This is a genomic window from Providencia heimbachae ATCC 35613, assembly GCF_001655055.1.
In the GTDB taxonomy this organism is placed as follows: domain Bacteria; phylum Pseudomonadota; class Gammaproteobacteria; order Enterobacterales; family Enterobacteriaceae; genus Providencia; species Providencia heimbachae.
The window spans coordinates 144,417-160,858 of record NZ_LXEW01000031.1 but is presented as its reverse complement, the minus strand read 5'-3'; the positions used below and the strand labels follow the sequence as shown (position 1 = coordinate 160,858).

12 protein-coding genes are annotated in these 16,442 nt (G+C 41.7%); all 12 read left to right on the top strand.

Annotated elements, in window-relative coordinates:
• Positions 1-825: a heteromeric transposase endonuclease subunit TnsA gene (locus tag M998_RS10820; protein ID WP_068908816.1), complete on the top strand. Its 825-nt coding sequence runs from the start codon at positions 1-3 to the stop codon at positions 823-825.
• Entirely contained in the window at positions 812-2,884 is a 2,073-nt protein-coding gene (locus M998_RS10815) for a TnsB C-terminal domain-containing protein (protein ID WP_068908814.1), read from the top strand. The genes M998_RS10820 and M998_RS10815 overlap by 14 nt, the downstream gene beginning before the upstream one ends.
• Positions 2,884-4,542 (top strand): AAA family ATPase, encoded by a 1,659-nt coding sequence (locus tag M998_RS10810; protein WP_068908813.1) that lies wholly within the window; start codon positions 2,884-2,886, stop codon positions 4,540-4,542. Before M998_RS10815 ends, M998_RS10810 begins: the two co-directional genes overlap by 1 nt.
• Positions 4,542-6,044 (top strand): TnsD family Tn7-like transposition protein, encoded by a 1,503-nt coding sequence (locus M998_RS10805; protein WP_068908811.1) that lies wholly within the window; start codon positions 4,542-4,544, stop codon positions 6,042-6,044. The genes M998_RS10810 and M998_RS10805 overlap by 1 nt, the downstream gene beginning before the upstream one ends.
• Positions 6,037-7,638 carry a Tn7-like element transposition protein TnsE gene (locus tag M998_RS10800; RefSeq protein ID WP_068908809.1) on the top strand — a complete coding sequence of 534 codons (1,602 nt, stop codon included), beginning with the start codon at positions 6,037-6,039 and terminating at the stop codon, positions 7,636-7,638. The genes M998_RS10805 and M998_RS10800 overlap by 8 nt, the downstream gene beginning before the upstream one ends.
• A gap of 87 nt (positions 7,639-7,725) precedes the next feature.
• On the top strand, positions 7,726-8,829 hold the full coding sequence (locus M998_RS10795; protein WP_248846447.1) for a helix-turn-helix domain-containing protein: 1,104 nt from the start codon (positions 7,726-7,728) through the stop codon (positions 8,827-8,829).
• The gene (locus M998_RS10790; protein ID WP_068908806.1) at positions 8,829-9,377 is read left to right on the top strand and encodes a PIN domain-containing protein; all 549 of its coding nucleotides are present in this window, start codon (positions 8,829-8,831) and stop codon (positions 9,375-9,377) included. The genes M998_RS10795 and M998_RS10790 overlap by 1 nt, the downstream gene beginning before the upstream one ends.
• Positions 9,378-9,467: 90 nt before the next feature.
• A complete protein-coding gene (locus tag M998_RS10785; RefSeq protein ID WP_068908804.1) occupies positions 9,468-9,680 on the top strand; it encodes a helix-turn-helix domain-containing protein in 213 nt (70 codons plus the stop codon).
• Positions 9,681-9,703: 23 nt separating this feature from the next.
• A complete protein-coding gene (locus M998_RS10780) occupies positions 9,704-11,857 on the top strand; it encodes a class I SAM-dependent DNA methyltransferase (protein WP_068908802.1) in 2,154 nt (717 codons plus the stop codon).
• Positions 11,854-12,993, top strand: coding sequence for a restriction endonuclease subunit S (locus M998_RS19310; RefSeq protein ID WP_074379437.1), 1,140 nt, complete (start codon positions 11,854-11,856; stop codon positions 12,991-12,993). Before M998_RS10780 ends, M998_RS19310 begins: the two co-directional genes overlap by 4 nt.
• A 16-nt stretch (positions 12,994-13,009) precedes the next feature.
• Positions 13,010-15,124 (top strand): RecQ family ATP-dependent DNA helicase, encoded by a 2,115-nt coding sequence (locus tag M998_RS10770; protein WP_068908800.1) that lies wholly within the window; start codon positions 13,010-13,012, stop codon positions 15,122-15,124.
• Entirely contained in the window at positions 15,121-16,434 is a 1,314-nt protein-coding gene (locus M998_RS10765) for a DNA-processing protein DprA (protein WP_068908798.1), read from the top strand. The genes M998_RS10770 and M998_RS10765 overlap by 4 nt, the downstream gene beginning before the upstream one ends.
• The last annotated feature ends 8 nt before the right edge of the window (positions 16,435-16,442 follow it).

Below are 16,442 nucleotides of genomic sequence, written 5' to 3'. Positions count from 1 at the left end.
ATGGGTAAGAAACAATACTGGAACTCTGAGGTTAAAAATCGACGTTGGATTAAAGAAGGTCGAGGTCAAGGCACCGGAGCAGACTATAAACCATGGCTTACCGTTCGAGATGTAGCTTCAGAAGGGCGCTCTCATCGTGTTTTTGGACATCTTTCTCAACGAACCCATCATCTACTATCTGATCTAGAGCTTGCAACATTTCTTTTGCTTCAATGGCGCTCAACTACTATAGATATTCGTGAACAATTCCCCCTCGATCGTACAGTGACGCTGGATATCAGTAAACTATTAGGAATAGAACATCCAAACCATCACGGGGTGGATCAATATATGAGTAGTGATTTTGTTGTAGATACTGAAGAAAAAGATAGGCGGCGATTTGTTATTCAAGTTAAAGCTACTGAAGCCTTTAATGACTCTAGAACAATTGAAAAGCTTGAAATTGAAAGTTTATATTGGCGTGAGAAAGGAGTACCTTTTTTTTGGGTCACTGAAAATCAGATTCCACCAATTGTATTTGAGAATATTAACCTTCTTTATAACCATATTGACGATGATACCGATCAGAATGAGCTATTAGTTCAATTAGACGTTTTTAGTAAACATATACGACAGAGTGAAAACCTGAGGGTTAAAGAGTTATGTATGAAACTCGACGCTTCCTATGGTCATGAACCTGGTGAGGCTTTATATCAAATTAAACGATTGCTTGCACATCGCTATTTTCATTTTGATATAACGAAACCATTTACAGAGCTAAGGTGTTCTGACATAACAGCTGAAACTTTCAATGCTTTGCAGGAGGGGGGGCGTGTTTCAAGTTAACGAGGTGATCAAGCTAGAAGACAAGCTTTATAGAGTGCTTGTAACTACAAATACGCATGCTGTATGGATTTCCCTTGAAGATCAAAAGGCATTCCCAGATCTTGTTGAGCTTTCACAACTCGAAGATCTTTTATTAGAAGAAAAGCTAACTCGCGTTGATGATCCATTTGAATATATAGTAAACCTCTTGCCTGAACCTGACTCCAAAGAAACAACAATTCGAAATAGAAATTATCAAATCATAAAACCGCTTGTAGAAGATCCTAATTTTTATATAAAAAAAGTTAGAGCAAAACATGTAGCGACTATTCTCGAAACTGGTGAAATATCAAGGCCACACATTTATAAGTTGATTCGTCGTTATTGGCAAAGAGGACAGGTTTCCAATACCTTATTGCCTGATTACAGAAATTCTGGAGCTAAAGGTCAGAAACGTGTTGCTAATGTCAAAAAACTCGGCCGTCCAAGAAAAATTATGGATGGAACTGGTGCCTTGGTAGATGAGCCAACTGAAAAACTATTTCGAATAATTATTGATAAATATATTTTCAATAAACAATTCTCTATTGCTCGTGCACATCGTAAATTCAAAGGTCTTTATGACAACATATTTCCAGGTGTTCCGGAATCAGAAAAACCAACAAAACGCCAATTAAGCTACTTCTTTGACCGTGAATACAAGAGTGTAGATAAAATTAAAGCTGGTGTATCGGATATTATTTATAAAAAAGATGTCCGCCCTTTGCATAGTACTGCAACAATTCAAGCTTTAGGGCCTGGTTCTCGTTATGAGATAGATGCCACCATTGCAGACGTAATATTAGTATCAGATCATGATAGAAATCAGCCTGTCGGGCGACCTACTGTATATATTGTAATTGATGTTTTTTCTAGACTAATTGTTGGCTGGTACATCGGTTTTGAAAAACCATCTTACGTAGCGGCAATACAATCACTTTATTTGGCATTAAATGACAAAAAGCATTTATTCAAAGATTTAGATATTGAAACTGATAATTTTTCTTGGCCTACTCCTGGCTTACCAGAAGCCATACTTGCAGATAGAGGCGAACTTATCGGTCATCAAATTGAAGGTCTAGAATCAAGTTACAGAGTTCGAATCGAAAATACGCCCCCGTATAGAGGAGATGCAAAAGGAATTGTCGAACAAAGGTTTAGAACGCTACAGGCAGAATTCAAAAAATTTACGCCAGGGGAAGTGATTGGCCCTACAGTAAGAAAGAGGGGCGGTAAGAACTATTGGCTTGATGGGAAGTTAACTATTTCAGAGTTTACCGAAATCATAGTTTCATCTATTGTGATGAGAAATTTTGTAGATCCTATGTCAAAGTATGATCGAGCAAAAGATATGCCTGCGGATTTACCTTCAATACCTATTCATCTTTGGAACTGGGGCCTTCAAAATAGGTCAGGGCGGTTACGTAAAGCTAACGCAGAATCGGTGCGAATTGCATTATTGCCTAGAAATCAAGCTAGTGTGTCAGCGCAAGGTATATGTATATTTGGGGTTTATTACTCCGGACCTGAAATTGTTGAACTTGGCTGGATGCACCGTTCGGACAAATCAAACAGGCCTAAAAAAGTTGAGGTAGCTTTCGACCCAAACTTTGCTGATGAGATTTATTTATTTCATACAGTAGGAAGTCGAGATCACTGGGTCTGTCGCATTACTGATTTATCGCGGGAGTTTAGAGGGCAAACATTTTGGGAAGTTTGGCGAAAACAGAAACAGATCAAGATGCAGGCATCGAAAGATCAGCTACACGCTGACAAACTTCGAAAACAACATGAAACTCGTGTAGAAGACATTATTTCGTCGGCAATTAAGCAAACCCCGAAACAGACTGCTACAAATGTAGATCGTATGAAAGGAGTTAGTCATGCTAGGTCTGATCAGCTTGCTAAAGAACGGGAATTGCGCCGACCAAAAAGAGCAGAACGCCAGCAAACAGGAAAGATAGTTCATCTAACTAAGCCTGAAGATAGTGATGAATACCCTGATTTTGAAGATGAATTGTTTGATGGTGGAGACTCTTGATGGAACAACCCAATCACTTTGTTATAGCATCTTACCAGTCTACGGGCATTAAGCGTTACGATGGTAATCCATTTATTGAAGCGCTTCCTCCTATATTGTCTGTTGCTCAAGCAGGCAACAGTATCAAGGGAAAGGTAGATTTCCATCCTTCCGATCGGCTATCCAGTCCAAAATCCAGAATGCACATGGCCGTTTCGCTGTTGGATGATTATTTCCAGCCTCTCTCACAACATGTACTGTTGCAAGAGAAAATCGACATGATGTTACGTATGGGGTATGTCGGTCGAAATATCAGCGACGGTTCATTAAACAGGAAACTTCAAGAAGGCTATGATCTGATCAAGTCAGGCGGAGAAATTACTGCAAATTTTAGTGTTGAAAAAACAACAGCTAGAAGTATGTCTTTAGTGGGTATTTCTGGCAGCGGTAAAACCAGTTCTTTAATACGGGTGCTGGAAACTTATCCGCAAGTTATCTACCACGAACAACAAAACTTTTTTCAAGTTACTTATTTAAAAATTGAATGCCCTAGTAACGGCGATCTCGAGAGTCTTTGTCTGAATTTCTTCAGTGCTGTTGATGGTGTACTGGGCACTGATTATGAACGCCGTTATGCAAAACAACGTCTTTCAGTTCCTAAAATGCTGGCTCTGATGCGTCAAACTGCGAACAATCGTGCAATTGGAATTTTGGTTATCGACGAAATCCAACGCTTAAGCCAGGTGCGCTCTGGCGGCAAGGAGCAGATGTTGGAATTCTTTGTCGAATTAGTGAATACGGTCGGCATCCCTATTGTTTTAGTTGGCACCCCAAAGGCTCGCCCAATTTTCGAGTTGGAATTGCAGTCTGGAAGGCGGAGTGCAGGCCTTGGTTCAATATATTGGGAAACCATACAACAAAATGTAGATAAAAGTAGCGGAAAGGTACCAAACCTAAATTGGACTAGATTCTCAGATAACCTTTGGAAGCATCAATGGTTAAAACACGGAGATGATCCACTCACTGATGAGATTAGAGATTGTTGGTATGATCTATCACAAGGGGTACTAGACATTGTTGTAAAGCTTTTTGTGCTAGCTCAACTTCGTGCAATAGCTAATAAGAAAGAGCGCATCACTGTTGGTATATTAAAATCAGTATATAAGCAGGAATTGAAACCCGTTCATCCAATGCTTGATGCTTTGCGCTCAGGTGATGCAGATAAAATTGTGAAGTATTCTGATATGCGTGTCGTTGACCTTGATAAACGTCTCATCCAACTTGGCTCTGAAATTATGGAGGTCGTTCAAAAACAAGAAGAACGACTTTTTGGCGGCAATCAGGAAGCCTTACGCTTGTACAATGTGATTTTGCAAATAGAGGAAAACTTTGACGAGCAGAACGTCGTAAAACTCGTTGAAAGGATTTTTGAAGAACATCCAGGACAAAGTATTCATGAAATGATCCCTATTTTGGTTAATTGGTATCAATCGTATGAAGAACCAGTACGGAAAGAAAAAACAAAAACTAAAGTTAAGCAGAAAGATTGGCACGATTTAGACGTCAGTGACTTAAGGTATCAATATGCCTATTGCAAAGAAGAAAGACTATCACTGGTAGAGAGGCTTGAGCAAAACGGCCAGATGTTTGATCTTGATAGCTGGGCGGCTGGCTTCTAATGCTTGGATTTCCGATACCTTATTCTGAGGAGCTACTTTATAGCACTATAGCAAGATCTGGTGTTCATGATGGGGAGATCTCACCAAAGCAGTTATTGGAAAAGGTGTTTAATAATCGCAGGGTGATTGCTACTGTCGATTTGCCAAGTCATGTGCAGGCTTTAGCAAACCAGTATCCTAATTTGTTAGGCTTGGATGCTAAAACTTTAATATATCGCCATACACTCTGGCCTATTTATGCTCCTTTTTTACCACCAGAGAGAAATGATAAGGTAATAAAGTGGATGAGCGGAAGCTCCCAGGGAGCGGCGCATTTAGCAAGTGGTAATGTAGCTTCGAGAGTAAAGACAAAGGGCAGACTTTATGTCTGCGTAGAGTGTTTAAAAGAACAAAAAATAAAATACGGTGAATGTTTTTGGGAACGTTTTTGGCAAATTCCTATAGTAAACACATGCCCAAAACATGGACCTTTGAATAAGACTACTATCGTCATCGATGGTGAACACCGGCATACCTTCACTGTAATAGAGGACGCTGAAGTACTTGATAAAGTTAACGCAACTAATATCGACAAGTTATTTTCGCATCAAGTCTCTCAATTAATGCAGGTTATCAGTCAAGGTATAAGCCCCGCTCAATGGACAGTATTTTATGAGCAATTTGCATCAAACCTGGGTTACTTAAATGGTCTAAGGATTGATCATTCTAGGATTTATGATTCCGTAATAAGGTTTTGGGGTAAAGGTTGGCTTCATAAAGCCGGTATTTTACCTTCTTTTATTGAAACTTCTTGGCTTAAAGCGTTGTTTCGAAAACACAGAAAAAGTTTTAGTTTTGCTGAGCATATAGTGGTAATCACAGCTCTTTCAAATGGAAGGTTCAGTATCTGTGAGGCAATTGATAAAGCCTCGAGTATAGTAATAAAAAGCGAAAACAATATTCCTCCCCAAAAGCGGGATCTAAACACTTTAAACACGCTTAGCCCAGACCAAATAGATTGGAAGGTGTTAATTGAAGTTGTACCACCAAAGGCTGCCCGCCTGCTAAATAAAGCTCTCTACGCAAGGCTTTATCGAAACCACTACGATTGGCTAATTCACATCAATAGTTTATTTCATGCTGAAAAAGTAGTGGTCAATAACCGCGTCGACTGGCCACAACGAGATAGACAAATTGCTCAAAATCTTCGTCGTGTTTGTAAAAATCTATCTGAAGATTTAAACGCACCACACCTGAGCAGAACATTCCTAATTCACCAACTTGAAAATAGAGCAACGGTCGAAAAAAATTTGCATCGGCTACCTCGTAGCAGCCATTTACTGGCTCTTTATTCTGAAAGTACGGATGAATATCAAGCAAGAAGGCTTACTCGTACCTACCTCGATATGCTGAAAAATAAGAAACATATTAAACGATGGTCGCTATTGCGTGCAGCAGGTTTAAGTGATGAGCGGATGACAGGTATTGTGAGTAAGCTATTAGAGGAAATTTTGAGTGAGTAAGAGTGAAGTAAAGTTTCAAAAATTAAACGATGATGCAAAGATTTTGGGCATTGGTGCGTTGTTTCGAAGTATCGGTAACAAGTCTTGGGCCATTAACCTGGATTTTAATGGCAATACGTCACAAAGCCTACAATTCAGTAATATTCCAGTGCTAGCCCGTAAACGGGTGTTAAATGCCACAAAACCTTATGACCTAGCTGGGTTACCTTTTTCGTTTACCATTTCAAATGCTCAACAGTGGACTGTTGCGAACGCGACAGATTGCCCTGCCTATCAGGCTCATCGGCATGGAAAAGACTCAAATCAACTTTGTTTTGTCGTTCAATTAGACGATGTTCAAGTTTATATTCCACAACTTGAAATGGCGCGAGTATTATTCTATCACGATCCATTTTTAGCTCGTTTAAGTTTGCAGCACAATGCGCTTATAGAAGATTTCTTTCTTAGTGAAAATGACAACGGTCAACCAGTTGTGACAGTTCGTGAAGGCGCTGAATATCCAATTACATATTTTAACCAAGATGATAATAGACGATTCTTAACTTGGGTCCTATTAGATAGCGCTGCCAGAGCATCATTTGAAAGTATCAGTACAAACTTAGTAAGAAATCAGTATCAGAAAAATAAATATCAATATTGGAATTTTCAATTCACTCCACCACCTCTTGATGGTGTAGATATTGGATTGCGAGGTTGGGAAGATCGGGAGTCAAAAAGCTTCTTTGTATGGGAAATAATAAGTTTAAATGGATTGCCATCTGAAGTTACTGGTGAAGTTGATTTTTTTCATCCTGGCTATGAGCGACAAGTTGGTGGCAAACCAACAATGGGTGATGGAAAGCAAGCTCAAGCACCGGAACAGTATGAACTCGATGATGATGAATTGTCGGATACCGACAAACCCACAATGGGATTAGCATCAGAGCGTGTCAGCATTTCATTTAAGACTCCATTCATAACCAATCGCGTAAGTAGAAGAATAAAATCTGTAAACAATGTATTTGGGGCGGATGAAACAGAAGTTTTAGACTCAAAGCTTAGTACCAATGAAAAAGAAGATTCTGGTGAACTTTCTGGTGGGGCTTGGAATAATATCGACGACCAAACAGATGATGCTCATCTTTATCTTGGTAAGTTTCAGTCATTTATTAATATGGTTGATGTACTTGAATTGGTACATGGTTATGAAATATTAAGCAGAGAAATTATCAAGTTGCCGAGAGTTGGTGAAGGCAAAAAACACTGGCTATCCGATACACAGAACCCTAGGTGTATGGCTGTTGTAAATCTAAGACATACTAACCAAAACATAACTCTATTTGAGATTGATACTTCAGATAACGCTGCAAAATTATCAACAATGATGATAAAGGGCGCTAATAAAGACGCATGGATTAGCCAAAATTTAAATCAAGTTATGGTGGAGATAATGAAAAAGTCGTTAGGTTGGCCAACAGCTCTTTTTAAAACTGCATTCACGAAAGATGGATTTGCGGGTATCCCTCACCCTAAATCTAAAAATCCTGGCTCCTTACCCCCTGAAGAAATCGGCCCATGGGCACAGCGTTTTGCTAATTGGGCAAGTCGTTCATAAAAACGCAATCAAACTTGACAAAACTTGACTTAAGAATATACTTCGCACATGCAAAAAACACTTAATACTAAAAAAGCCAATTTGGCAATGGAACGAGCTGGACTGACACAAACAGCAGTGGCAGAGAGTCTTGCTGTCTCAAAAGAAGCCGTCTCACAATGGCTAAGCTCTAAATCTTTTCCACGTCCAAATAAACTTCTACAGCTGGGTAAGTTGTTGGGCCTCCCTTTTGATGAACTGGTTATCAAAGAAGATCCTTTTGCTCCTAAAGTTGCTTTTCGTAAGAAAGCTGGAACAAAGACAAAAGATCACCATATAGAAAAAGCTCAGGAAATGGGCCGTTTCTTGCGCCATCTAGTGGCTTACTTGCCTTTTGATACTTTGGAGATGCCACCAGTACTTAAGTCTCCAAGTTGTGAATATGATTATCTTTGTAAAGTTACAGCAAAAGTTAGAGAAGACATTAATGTTGGAACCGCTGAGTGCATTGACTTTTCACACCTTATTCGTCGTTTCTCTGAGTTACAGGCGGTTGTTGTCCCTGTAATGTGGGGAGTTAAACAACGCCATGAAAATGCTGTTCACATACACTTACCAGACTCACAAAGTACTTGGGTTTATCTAAATCTTGATACCAATATTCATGATTTCAAATTTTGGATGGCGCATGAGCTAGGGCATTGTTTATCTCCAAGTTTAGAAGGCGACAATGCTGAAGATTTTGCAGATGCTTTTGCAGCAACTTTATTGTATCCACATGAGTTGGCAGAGAAAGCGTATACCTCTATCAATGCACAACCATCTCCAGCTGCAAAAATTGCACACGTTGTAGACTTAGCGGATCAATTTACCATTTCACCTTATACCGTGCTTGGTCAAGCAAATAAGTATGCACTTTTAACTGGGCGGAATGAAATTAAGCTAAGTAAATCATTTCATGGTGCTGTAACTAACTTTAATAAGCGCTATAAAAACTTAAGTGATGCTCTATTTGGTAGTGTTGAGCTTGATGAACACGGAAAACCAAGTGCTAAAGAGTATATAAATAAAGCTGAAACAGCATTTGATACGCCATTTTTTGAACTACTCAGAAAGTACCTCAAAGAACACGATAAAGGCCCTGGTTTTGTTCAAACTGTACTGGATATGCCACTTCTTGATGCGCGAAGTATCCATACAGAGCTAACCTAATGCCTCAATCGAAAATACTGGTCGATACTAATACCTACTTAAGATTAGCAAAAACAATAAAGCCACTATTGTTTATGCCTTTTGGCGTTAATGAATATTGCTTGTATATTTTACCAGAGTTGAATAAAGAGCTTGGTAATCGAACACTACAAAGCAAATTTCCTTGGGTAGAGGAACAAGAGTTTTCAGAAAACCGCAAATGCTTCCCTGTTATTAGCAAAAAGCAAAAAAAAGCTATCCAACAAACATTTGATTACTTATGGGATTATGTTCAGGATAATCCGGGTCCATCGAGAGTAGATACCCTGTATGTTGCTTATGCGTTGGAGCTTGGAGTCCCACTGATTACTGATGATCAAGATATGGCTGAATTAGCTAATGTTTTTGACGTGCAAGTCATGTCTACACTTGAGCTCCTTAAAATCATGTTAGATTGTGGCCATACCGATATGAAAACGATTGATGGTTTATGTGATTACTGGCGTTACATTTCAGATATGCCTGCTCGATTTCATTCTGATTACAAACGTTTATTTGGTGCCAAGTAGCTCAAAATATTACATTCTTTCTTGTACTCCTTCCCATATACGATATATTGACAGTCTTGTACTTTCTCGACATTGGTAATACTTTTCGTCATGAGCACTCCCATACTGACCATCAAAGATGTGGCTAATTACCTAAAGGTCAATGAACGGACGATTTATCGACTTGCCGCTAACGGTGAACTGCCGGGTTTTAAGGTGGGCAATTCGTGGCGCTTTAAACAAAGTGAGTTAGATCATTACATCGCTTCTCAACATAACCGCGCGAATACCATCGAAACAATCAAATCACCAAAAAGTAATTAAGTGATAATTAGGAATTTGGCCCCATGGCACAACTAGAAAATATTGAAGCAATTGAAAAACGCCTTTGGAAATCGGCTGATACCTTACGCGCCAACTCAGAGCTGGCTAGCAATGAATACTTTTTACCGGTAATGGGACTGATTTTTCTACGTCACGCTTACAGCCGCTATTTATCGGTAAAAGATGAAATCATCACAACTCTGCCCAGCCGTGGTGGTAAAACGCGCGAATTAACTAAAGAAGACTTCTCGAAAAAGAGCGCTATCTTTCTAAAACCTGATGCTCAGTTTGATGCGCTTATCGCCTTAACTGATGCCGATAATCGCGCCGAAGCCATCATAAATGCGATGGACTCTATCGAGGCTGACTATACCAATCTACGCCATCAGCTACCCAAGCAGGAATACAACAATATTCCTAATGATGTTTTGGGTATGTTGTTACGTACGTTAAATCCAGAAGAGTTAAAAAAAGCCACTGGCGATATCTTTGGCCGTATCTACGAATACTTCCTTACTCAGTTTGCTGATCAAGGTGCCCACGACGGCGGTGAATTCTTTACCCCCGTATCGCTAGTACAGTTATTGGTAAATGTGATTGAGCCCGATCACGGCAAAATTTTTGACCCTGCTTGTGGTTCTGGCGGTATGTTTGTGCAAAGTGCCCATTTTATGGCGCGTCACGCTCAAGACCCACACGAACTCACCTTTTATGGCCATGAGAAAAATCGAGTCACGACACGCTTAGCGAAGATGAACCTTGCTGTACATGGCTTAGAAGGTAATGTTGAAGGTGGTGAGAGTGCGATTACCTACTACAATGACCCACATGAAGGTTTGTTTGGCACTGTCGATTACGTGATGGCCAACCCGCCGTTTAACGTGGATGAAGTCGATGCAGATAAAATCAAAGGCGATAAGCATCGATTACCGTTTGGTTTGCCCGGTGTTAACAAAAATAAAAAGGTCAGTAATGGTAACTATCTTTGGATTCAGTATTTTTACAGTTACCTGAATGAGACTGGTCGTGCCGGTTTTGTCATGTCATCTCAAGCATCCAGTGCCGGTCGGGATGAAGCTAAGGTGCGCGAGCAGTTAGTAAAAACCGGCGATGTTGACATTATGGTCGATATTCGCGGCAACTTCTTTTATACCCGATCTGTGCCTTGCCAGTTGTGGTTTTTAAATAAAAATAAACCAGCGCACTTAAAAGATAAGGTGCTGATGCTGGATGCTCGCAACGTCTATCGCAAAGTGACTCGTAAGATTTTCGATTTCAGCCCCGAGCAGCAACAAAACCTGACCGCTGTGGTCTGGCTCTATCGCGGCGAGGGTGAACGATTTATTGAGTTGGTTCAGCAGTATATCGACAAGACCTTATTTGAAGCATGTTATTGTGAGTTCTCAGAAGAGCTCATGTGCAAACCTATCCCCGATTTTGTTGAGCAGCTGGATAAACTCAGCAATGCCTTCAAACCTTTCATGGATAAGCTAGAACAAGACGGCACTTCTGTTGAAGCCTATGTAGATTTTCTCAATGCCAAGGGTACCGTTGAAGGCGGTTGGTCAAGGTTTCAGATCCTAGCGAACGATCTGCAAACGTGGTGGAATGACAACCAATATAACGATGCCACCAACCTGCTGGACTTTATCGACAAAGATGTCTGCTTAAAAGATTTAGCCGAGCAAAGCCGTAACCTGATTAAAGAAATTGACCTGGCTTACAAGCTGGCAACCCGTGTGATTGAGCAGGCTGAAACCAATGATGCTAAAGACAGTAAGCTTTGGGATAACAGCATTCTCAATAGTCGTGGTCATGGCCCCAAAAAAAGTAACCTTAAAAAATCTGCTGAAGAAGCGCGAAAATTGGCAGTTGAGCAACTCAAACAAGTCCGTTACTTCTACAAGCAAGCACACTGGCTGTTAAGCCGTTTCCCTGAAGGAAAACTCAGGGATGTTGAAGGACTAGTTAAGCTAGTAGATATTAAAGCTATTGAAACAGCCGATTGGAGCTTAACGCCTGGTCGCTATGTGGGCGTGGCACCTGAAAAAGTGGATGAAGATTTCGACTTTGAAGAAACCTTACGTGATATTCACATTGAGCTGCAAGGCTTAAATTCTGAGGCCATAGAACTGGCCGAAAAAATTGCCCGTAACTTTGAGGAGTTGGGGCTATGAGGTTATACGGACCTGTAAAGCTCTCTGATTACTGTGAAATCACTTCCAGCAAGCGCATATATGCGAAAGAGTATATTGATTCAGGTGTGCCTTTTTATAGAGGGAAGGAAGTTGTTGCTAGCTTCTCAGGAGGTAATGTTAGTGACCCTCTATTTATTTCAGAGAATAGATTTGAAGAAATAAAGCATAGGTTTGGTGCTCCAGAAAAAGGGGACTTGTTACTCACATCTGTCGGGACAATAGGAGTTCCATATCGGGTTACCGGAGAGTTTGATTTCTATTTCAAAGATGGAAATTTAACATGGTTTAGAAAGCTTAATGGTGTAGATCAAAACTTCCTATATTATTGGCTTCAATCCCCACAAGGCAAGGCGGAGCTTTCAAAGTGCACTATTGGTGCAGCTCAACCTGCTTACACGATTGAACGCCTTAAGGAAATATCAATTGAGCTTCCTCCAGAGAATATTCAAAGAAATATAGCGTCTGTAATAGCGGACTATGACATTGCGTTAAAAAACAACCGCCGCCGTATGCAGTTACTGGAAGAATCTGCTCGACTGTTGTATCAGGAATGGTTTGTTCACCTGCGCTTCCCCGGCCATGAGCAAGTTAAGATTACCGATGGTGTGCCAGAGGGGTGGGAAAAGAAACCAATTAAGCAAATTGCAACACTCAATTATGGCAAAGCTCTCAAAGCCGAAGTGCGTGTGCCTGGACCATTTCCTGTTTATGGTTCAAGTGGTGAGGTTGGAAACCACGAGAAAGCCTTGGTAAAAGGGCCTGGCATAGTCGTTGGAAGAAAAGGCAATGTGGGGAGCATCTTTTGGGTCAATACTGACTTTTACCCTATTGATACAGTGTATTTTATTTCCGCTGACGAAAGCAGTTTATTCCTATATCACGCGCTGCAAAATGTTCAGTTTATTAATACTGATGTTGCTGTTCCGGGGTTAAATCGCGATATGGCTTACAGTCGAGAAATTCTTATCCCTGACGACAAGAATTATCAGCGCTTTTTGTCAGAGGTTCAACCAATACAAAAACAAATTAATAACTTACAGGACTACAACAATAAGCTTGCTCAAGCTCGCGACCTGTTACTACCCAAACTTATGAGCGGCGAACTGACCGTGTAATCAAAGGACTGATGAAATGAATAGAGATCAAGCTAAGCTCCACCTGCAAACTGCTTTGGCAAATACTGACGCCGATTTCCGTGATGGCCAATGGGAAGCGATTGATGCTCTGGTCAATCATCGACAGAAATTGTTAGTGGTGCAGCGTACAGGTTGGGGTAAAAGCTCGGTTTACTTTATCAGCACAAAAATTTTTCGTGATCGCGGTATGGGGCCGACCATTATCGTGTCGCCTTTGCTGGCGTTGATGCGCAATCAAATTGAATCTGCTGCGCGTTTAGGTATCGTTGCTGAAACCATGAACTCCACTAATACCGCTGATTGGCAGGCGGTTACTCAACGGATTCTTAATAATCAAATCGATTGTTTGCTGATTTCTCCTGAGCGGCTGGCCAACGATAACTTCATTGAAACCGTCTTACAGCCTATTGCCGACCGTATCGCCCTGATGGTGATTGATGAGGCGCACTGTATTTCTGATTGGGGCCACGACTTCCGCCCCGACTATCGCCGTATAGTAAATATCCTGCGCCAGCTACCCGCTAACACACCGGTTTTAGGCACCACTGCAACCGCGAACAATCGCGTCGTCGCTGATATTCAAGAGCAGATTGGTGACATTCAAATCCACCGTGGCCCACTGACTCGCGAAAGCCTTACTCTGCAAACCATGCTATTGCCTGATCAAGCATCTCGCTTGGCTTGGTTGGCTCAAGTCATTCCGACATTACTGGGTACGGGGATCGTTTATACTTTAACGGTGCGCGATGCTGAGCAAGTCGCCAACTGGCTCACTAATAATGGTATTGATGCTAAGGCTTATCATGGCAGCGTTGAGGCAGAAGGCTTTGAAAATAGCAATACGTATCGCCAACACTTGGAAGAGTTGTTACTCAACAATCGGTTAAAGGTGTTAGTCGCAACCTCGGCTTTGGGCATGGGCTATGACAAGCCGGATTTAAGTTTTGTTATCCACTACCAAGCGCCGGGCTCTATCGTTGGTTATTATCAGCAGGTAGGTCGAGCTGGGCGAGGCATTGACCATGCAGTTGGCGTATTGATGTCAGGTGTGGAAGATCAGGATATTCATGAATTTTTCCGCGAGTCGGCGTTCCCATCTGAGGCGCAGGTGAATGAAATTTTACACGTACTGGAACAAAGCGATGGTTTGTCATTGCGCAGTATTGAAGAGCAAACCAACCTGCGTCATGGTCAAATTGAAAAAGTTCTTAAATTATTGAGTGTGGAAAATCCGGCTCCTGTAATCAAAGACGGCAGCCGTTGGTTCAGAACCCCTGTTCGCTATCAAATGGATCATGCCCGAATCGCTCATTTAACAGGCCAGCGTGTTCAGGAATGGCAAGAAGTTCAGGCATACCTTGCAGATACTGATTGTAAGATGGCCTTTCTTCGTCGAGCGCTTGACGATCTTAATCCAACGCCCTGCGGTAAGTGCGCATCTTGTATCGGAACCCCGATAATTCACCAGAATATTGATCCAACTTTGGCGCATAGTGCAGGAACCTTCCTTAGGCACGCAGAAATGGTCATTCAGCCTAGAAAGCAAATCGCGCCTTCTAATGCAGAGACCATTCGTGCTTTCCCCACTTATCAATTTCCACGTTTACTCGGTGCATTGGCGTCACAACCTGGGCGAGTACTTTCGAGATGGGGTGATGCAGGATGGGGACACACGGTTGCAGATGATAAACACAACGGTAAATTTTCAGACGAACTTGTTGGAGCTATGGCTGAAATGATTCTAGAACGCTGGCAGTCCAATCCTCCGCCAGAGTGGGTATGTTGTGTGCCTTCGCGCAACCACCCAGAACTGGTGCCAGATTTTGCTCTCAGGCTAGCGGCTCGTTTAGGTTTGCCTTTTGTTGATGCTGTCAGTAAGGTGCAAAATAATCAACAGCAGAAGGGCCAGCAAAATAGCTTCCATCAATGTCGTAATTTGGATGGGGTATTTGCTGTTAATCGAGATATTCCAACTACTCCAGTGTTACTTGTTGATGACATAGTAGATTCTGGTTGGACGCTGACCGTTATATCAGCATTATTACAACAAGCAGGTAGCGGTGTCGTGTATCCCGTGGCACTTGCTTCCTCTTCGGTGAAAGACTCATGAATTTATCGCCAACGGCTCAAGCTACATTACTACTTACTTGCTATTTTTCCAAAGCGAGTAACGAAAATGCTAAACCCCTTACAAATGCTGAATGGGGCCGCTTTGCGTTATGGCTAAAAGAAAAATCTACAAGCCCGGCTGATTTGTTGGGAGCAGATCCTTACGCTTTACTCAGTGGTTGGCATGATGATCGCGTTAGTGCAGAGCGGATTATGCAATTGCTCAATCGTGGTCACAGTCTAGCCTTAGCAGTAGAAAAATGGCAGAGGGCTGGCCTCTGGGTGGTTACACGTTCTGATCCTGAATATCCAAAACGCTTAAAACAACGGTTGAAGACCGCTTGCCCTCCTGTACTGTTTGGTTGTGGTAATAAGGCATTACTGAATGAGGGTGGTTTGGCCGTAATTGGTTCTCGAAATGCCAGCGATGACGATTTGTTTTTTACTCAGCAAGTTGGTGCTAAAGCTGCGAGTGAAGGTGTCGCGATTGTTTCCGGTGGCGCTCGTGGGGTTGATGAAACGGCTATGCTAGGAGCAATGCAGCAAGGTGGATTTGTAATAGGTATTATGGCAGACAGCTTATTGAAAGCGGCGACGAGTGCTAAGTGGCGCAAAGGCTTAATGGATAATAATGCTGTGCTGATTTCGCCATTTTATCCGGAAGCCGGATTTAATGCAGGTAATGCCATGGCACGCAATAAATATATTTACTGTTTAGCTGACAGCTCCCTTGTTATCCATTCGGGTAAAAAAGGTGGAACACTTAACGGAGCAGAAGAAAACCTGAAAAAGGCATGGGTACCGCTGTGGATTAAACCAACCACGGATAAGGACGCGGCCAATGCTGATTTGGTGGTTAAAGGGGGCCAATGGTTAGGGACTGAACTTCAAAGTTTGGTTGTTGCTGATTTGATGATAAATGAAGGCAACCAGATGAGCCCTCCTAAGGAAGTGCAGGCCGATTTATTTTCAATGCCGGCAGAGTCTGGATTATTTACTGAGCCTGAGCCAGAAAAGGTTGCTTCTTATACTGAGCACGATATTTCACCTGCTGAACAACAAGCAGATAAAGAGAGTCTCTCTGCGCACATTGTTGAAATAGAACCAGCGTCAAACCCTATCGATTTTTACCAATTGTTCATAGCAGAGCTTAATAGGCTTGCTAGAGAGGCTGTATCTGTCGATGAACTAATTGAAGGCACAGGGCTGCACAAGTCGCAGCTAAATGAGTGGTTGAAACGCGCTGAGGAAGACGGTTTGGTGAATAAGCTTAATCGGCCCGTACGTTATCAATTCGAAAACAAAAAATAAAAGGATTT

Bases quoted from the DNA above. Each gene is read 5' to 3' on its own strand.
- M998_RS10795 (WP_248846447.1), top strand. From the start codon at position 7,726: ATGGAACGAGCTGGACTGACACAAACAGCAGTGGCAGAGAGTCTTGCT.
- M998_RS19310 (WP_074379437.1), top strand. From the start codon at position 11,854: ATGAGGTTATACGGACCTGTAAAGCTCTCTGATTACTGTGAAATCACT.
- M998_RS10790 (WP_068908806.1), top strand. From the start codon at position 8,829: ATGCCTCAATCGAAAATACTGGTCGATACTAATACCTACTTAAGATTA.
- M998_RS10820 (WP_068908816.1), top strand. From the start codon at position 1: ATGGGTAAGAAACAATACTGGAACTCTGAGGTTAAAAATCGACGTTGG.
- M998_RS10805 (WP_068908811.1), top strand. From the start codon at position 4,542: ATGCTTGGATTTCCGATACCTTATTCTGAGGAGCTACTTTATAGCACT.
- M998_RS10785 (WP_068908804.1), top strand. From the start codon at position 9,468: ATGAGCACTCCCATACTGACCATCAAAGATGTGGCTAATTACCTAAAG.
- M998_RS10780 (WP_068908802.1), top strand. From the start codon at position 9,704: ATGGCACAACTAGAAAATATTGAAGCAATTGAAAAACGCCTTTGGAAA.
- M998_RS10810 (WP_068908813.1), top strand. From the start codon at position 2,884: ATGGAACAACCCAATCACTTTGTTATAGCATCTTACCAGTCTACGGGC.
- M998_RS10765 (WP_068908798.1), top strand. From the start codon at position 15,121: ATGAATTTATCGCCAACGGCTCAAGCTACATTACTACTTACTTGCTAT.
- M998_RS10770 (WP_068908800.1), top strand. From the start codon at position 13,010: ATGAATAGAGATCAAGCTAAGCTCCACCTGCAAACTGCTTTGGCAAAT.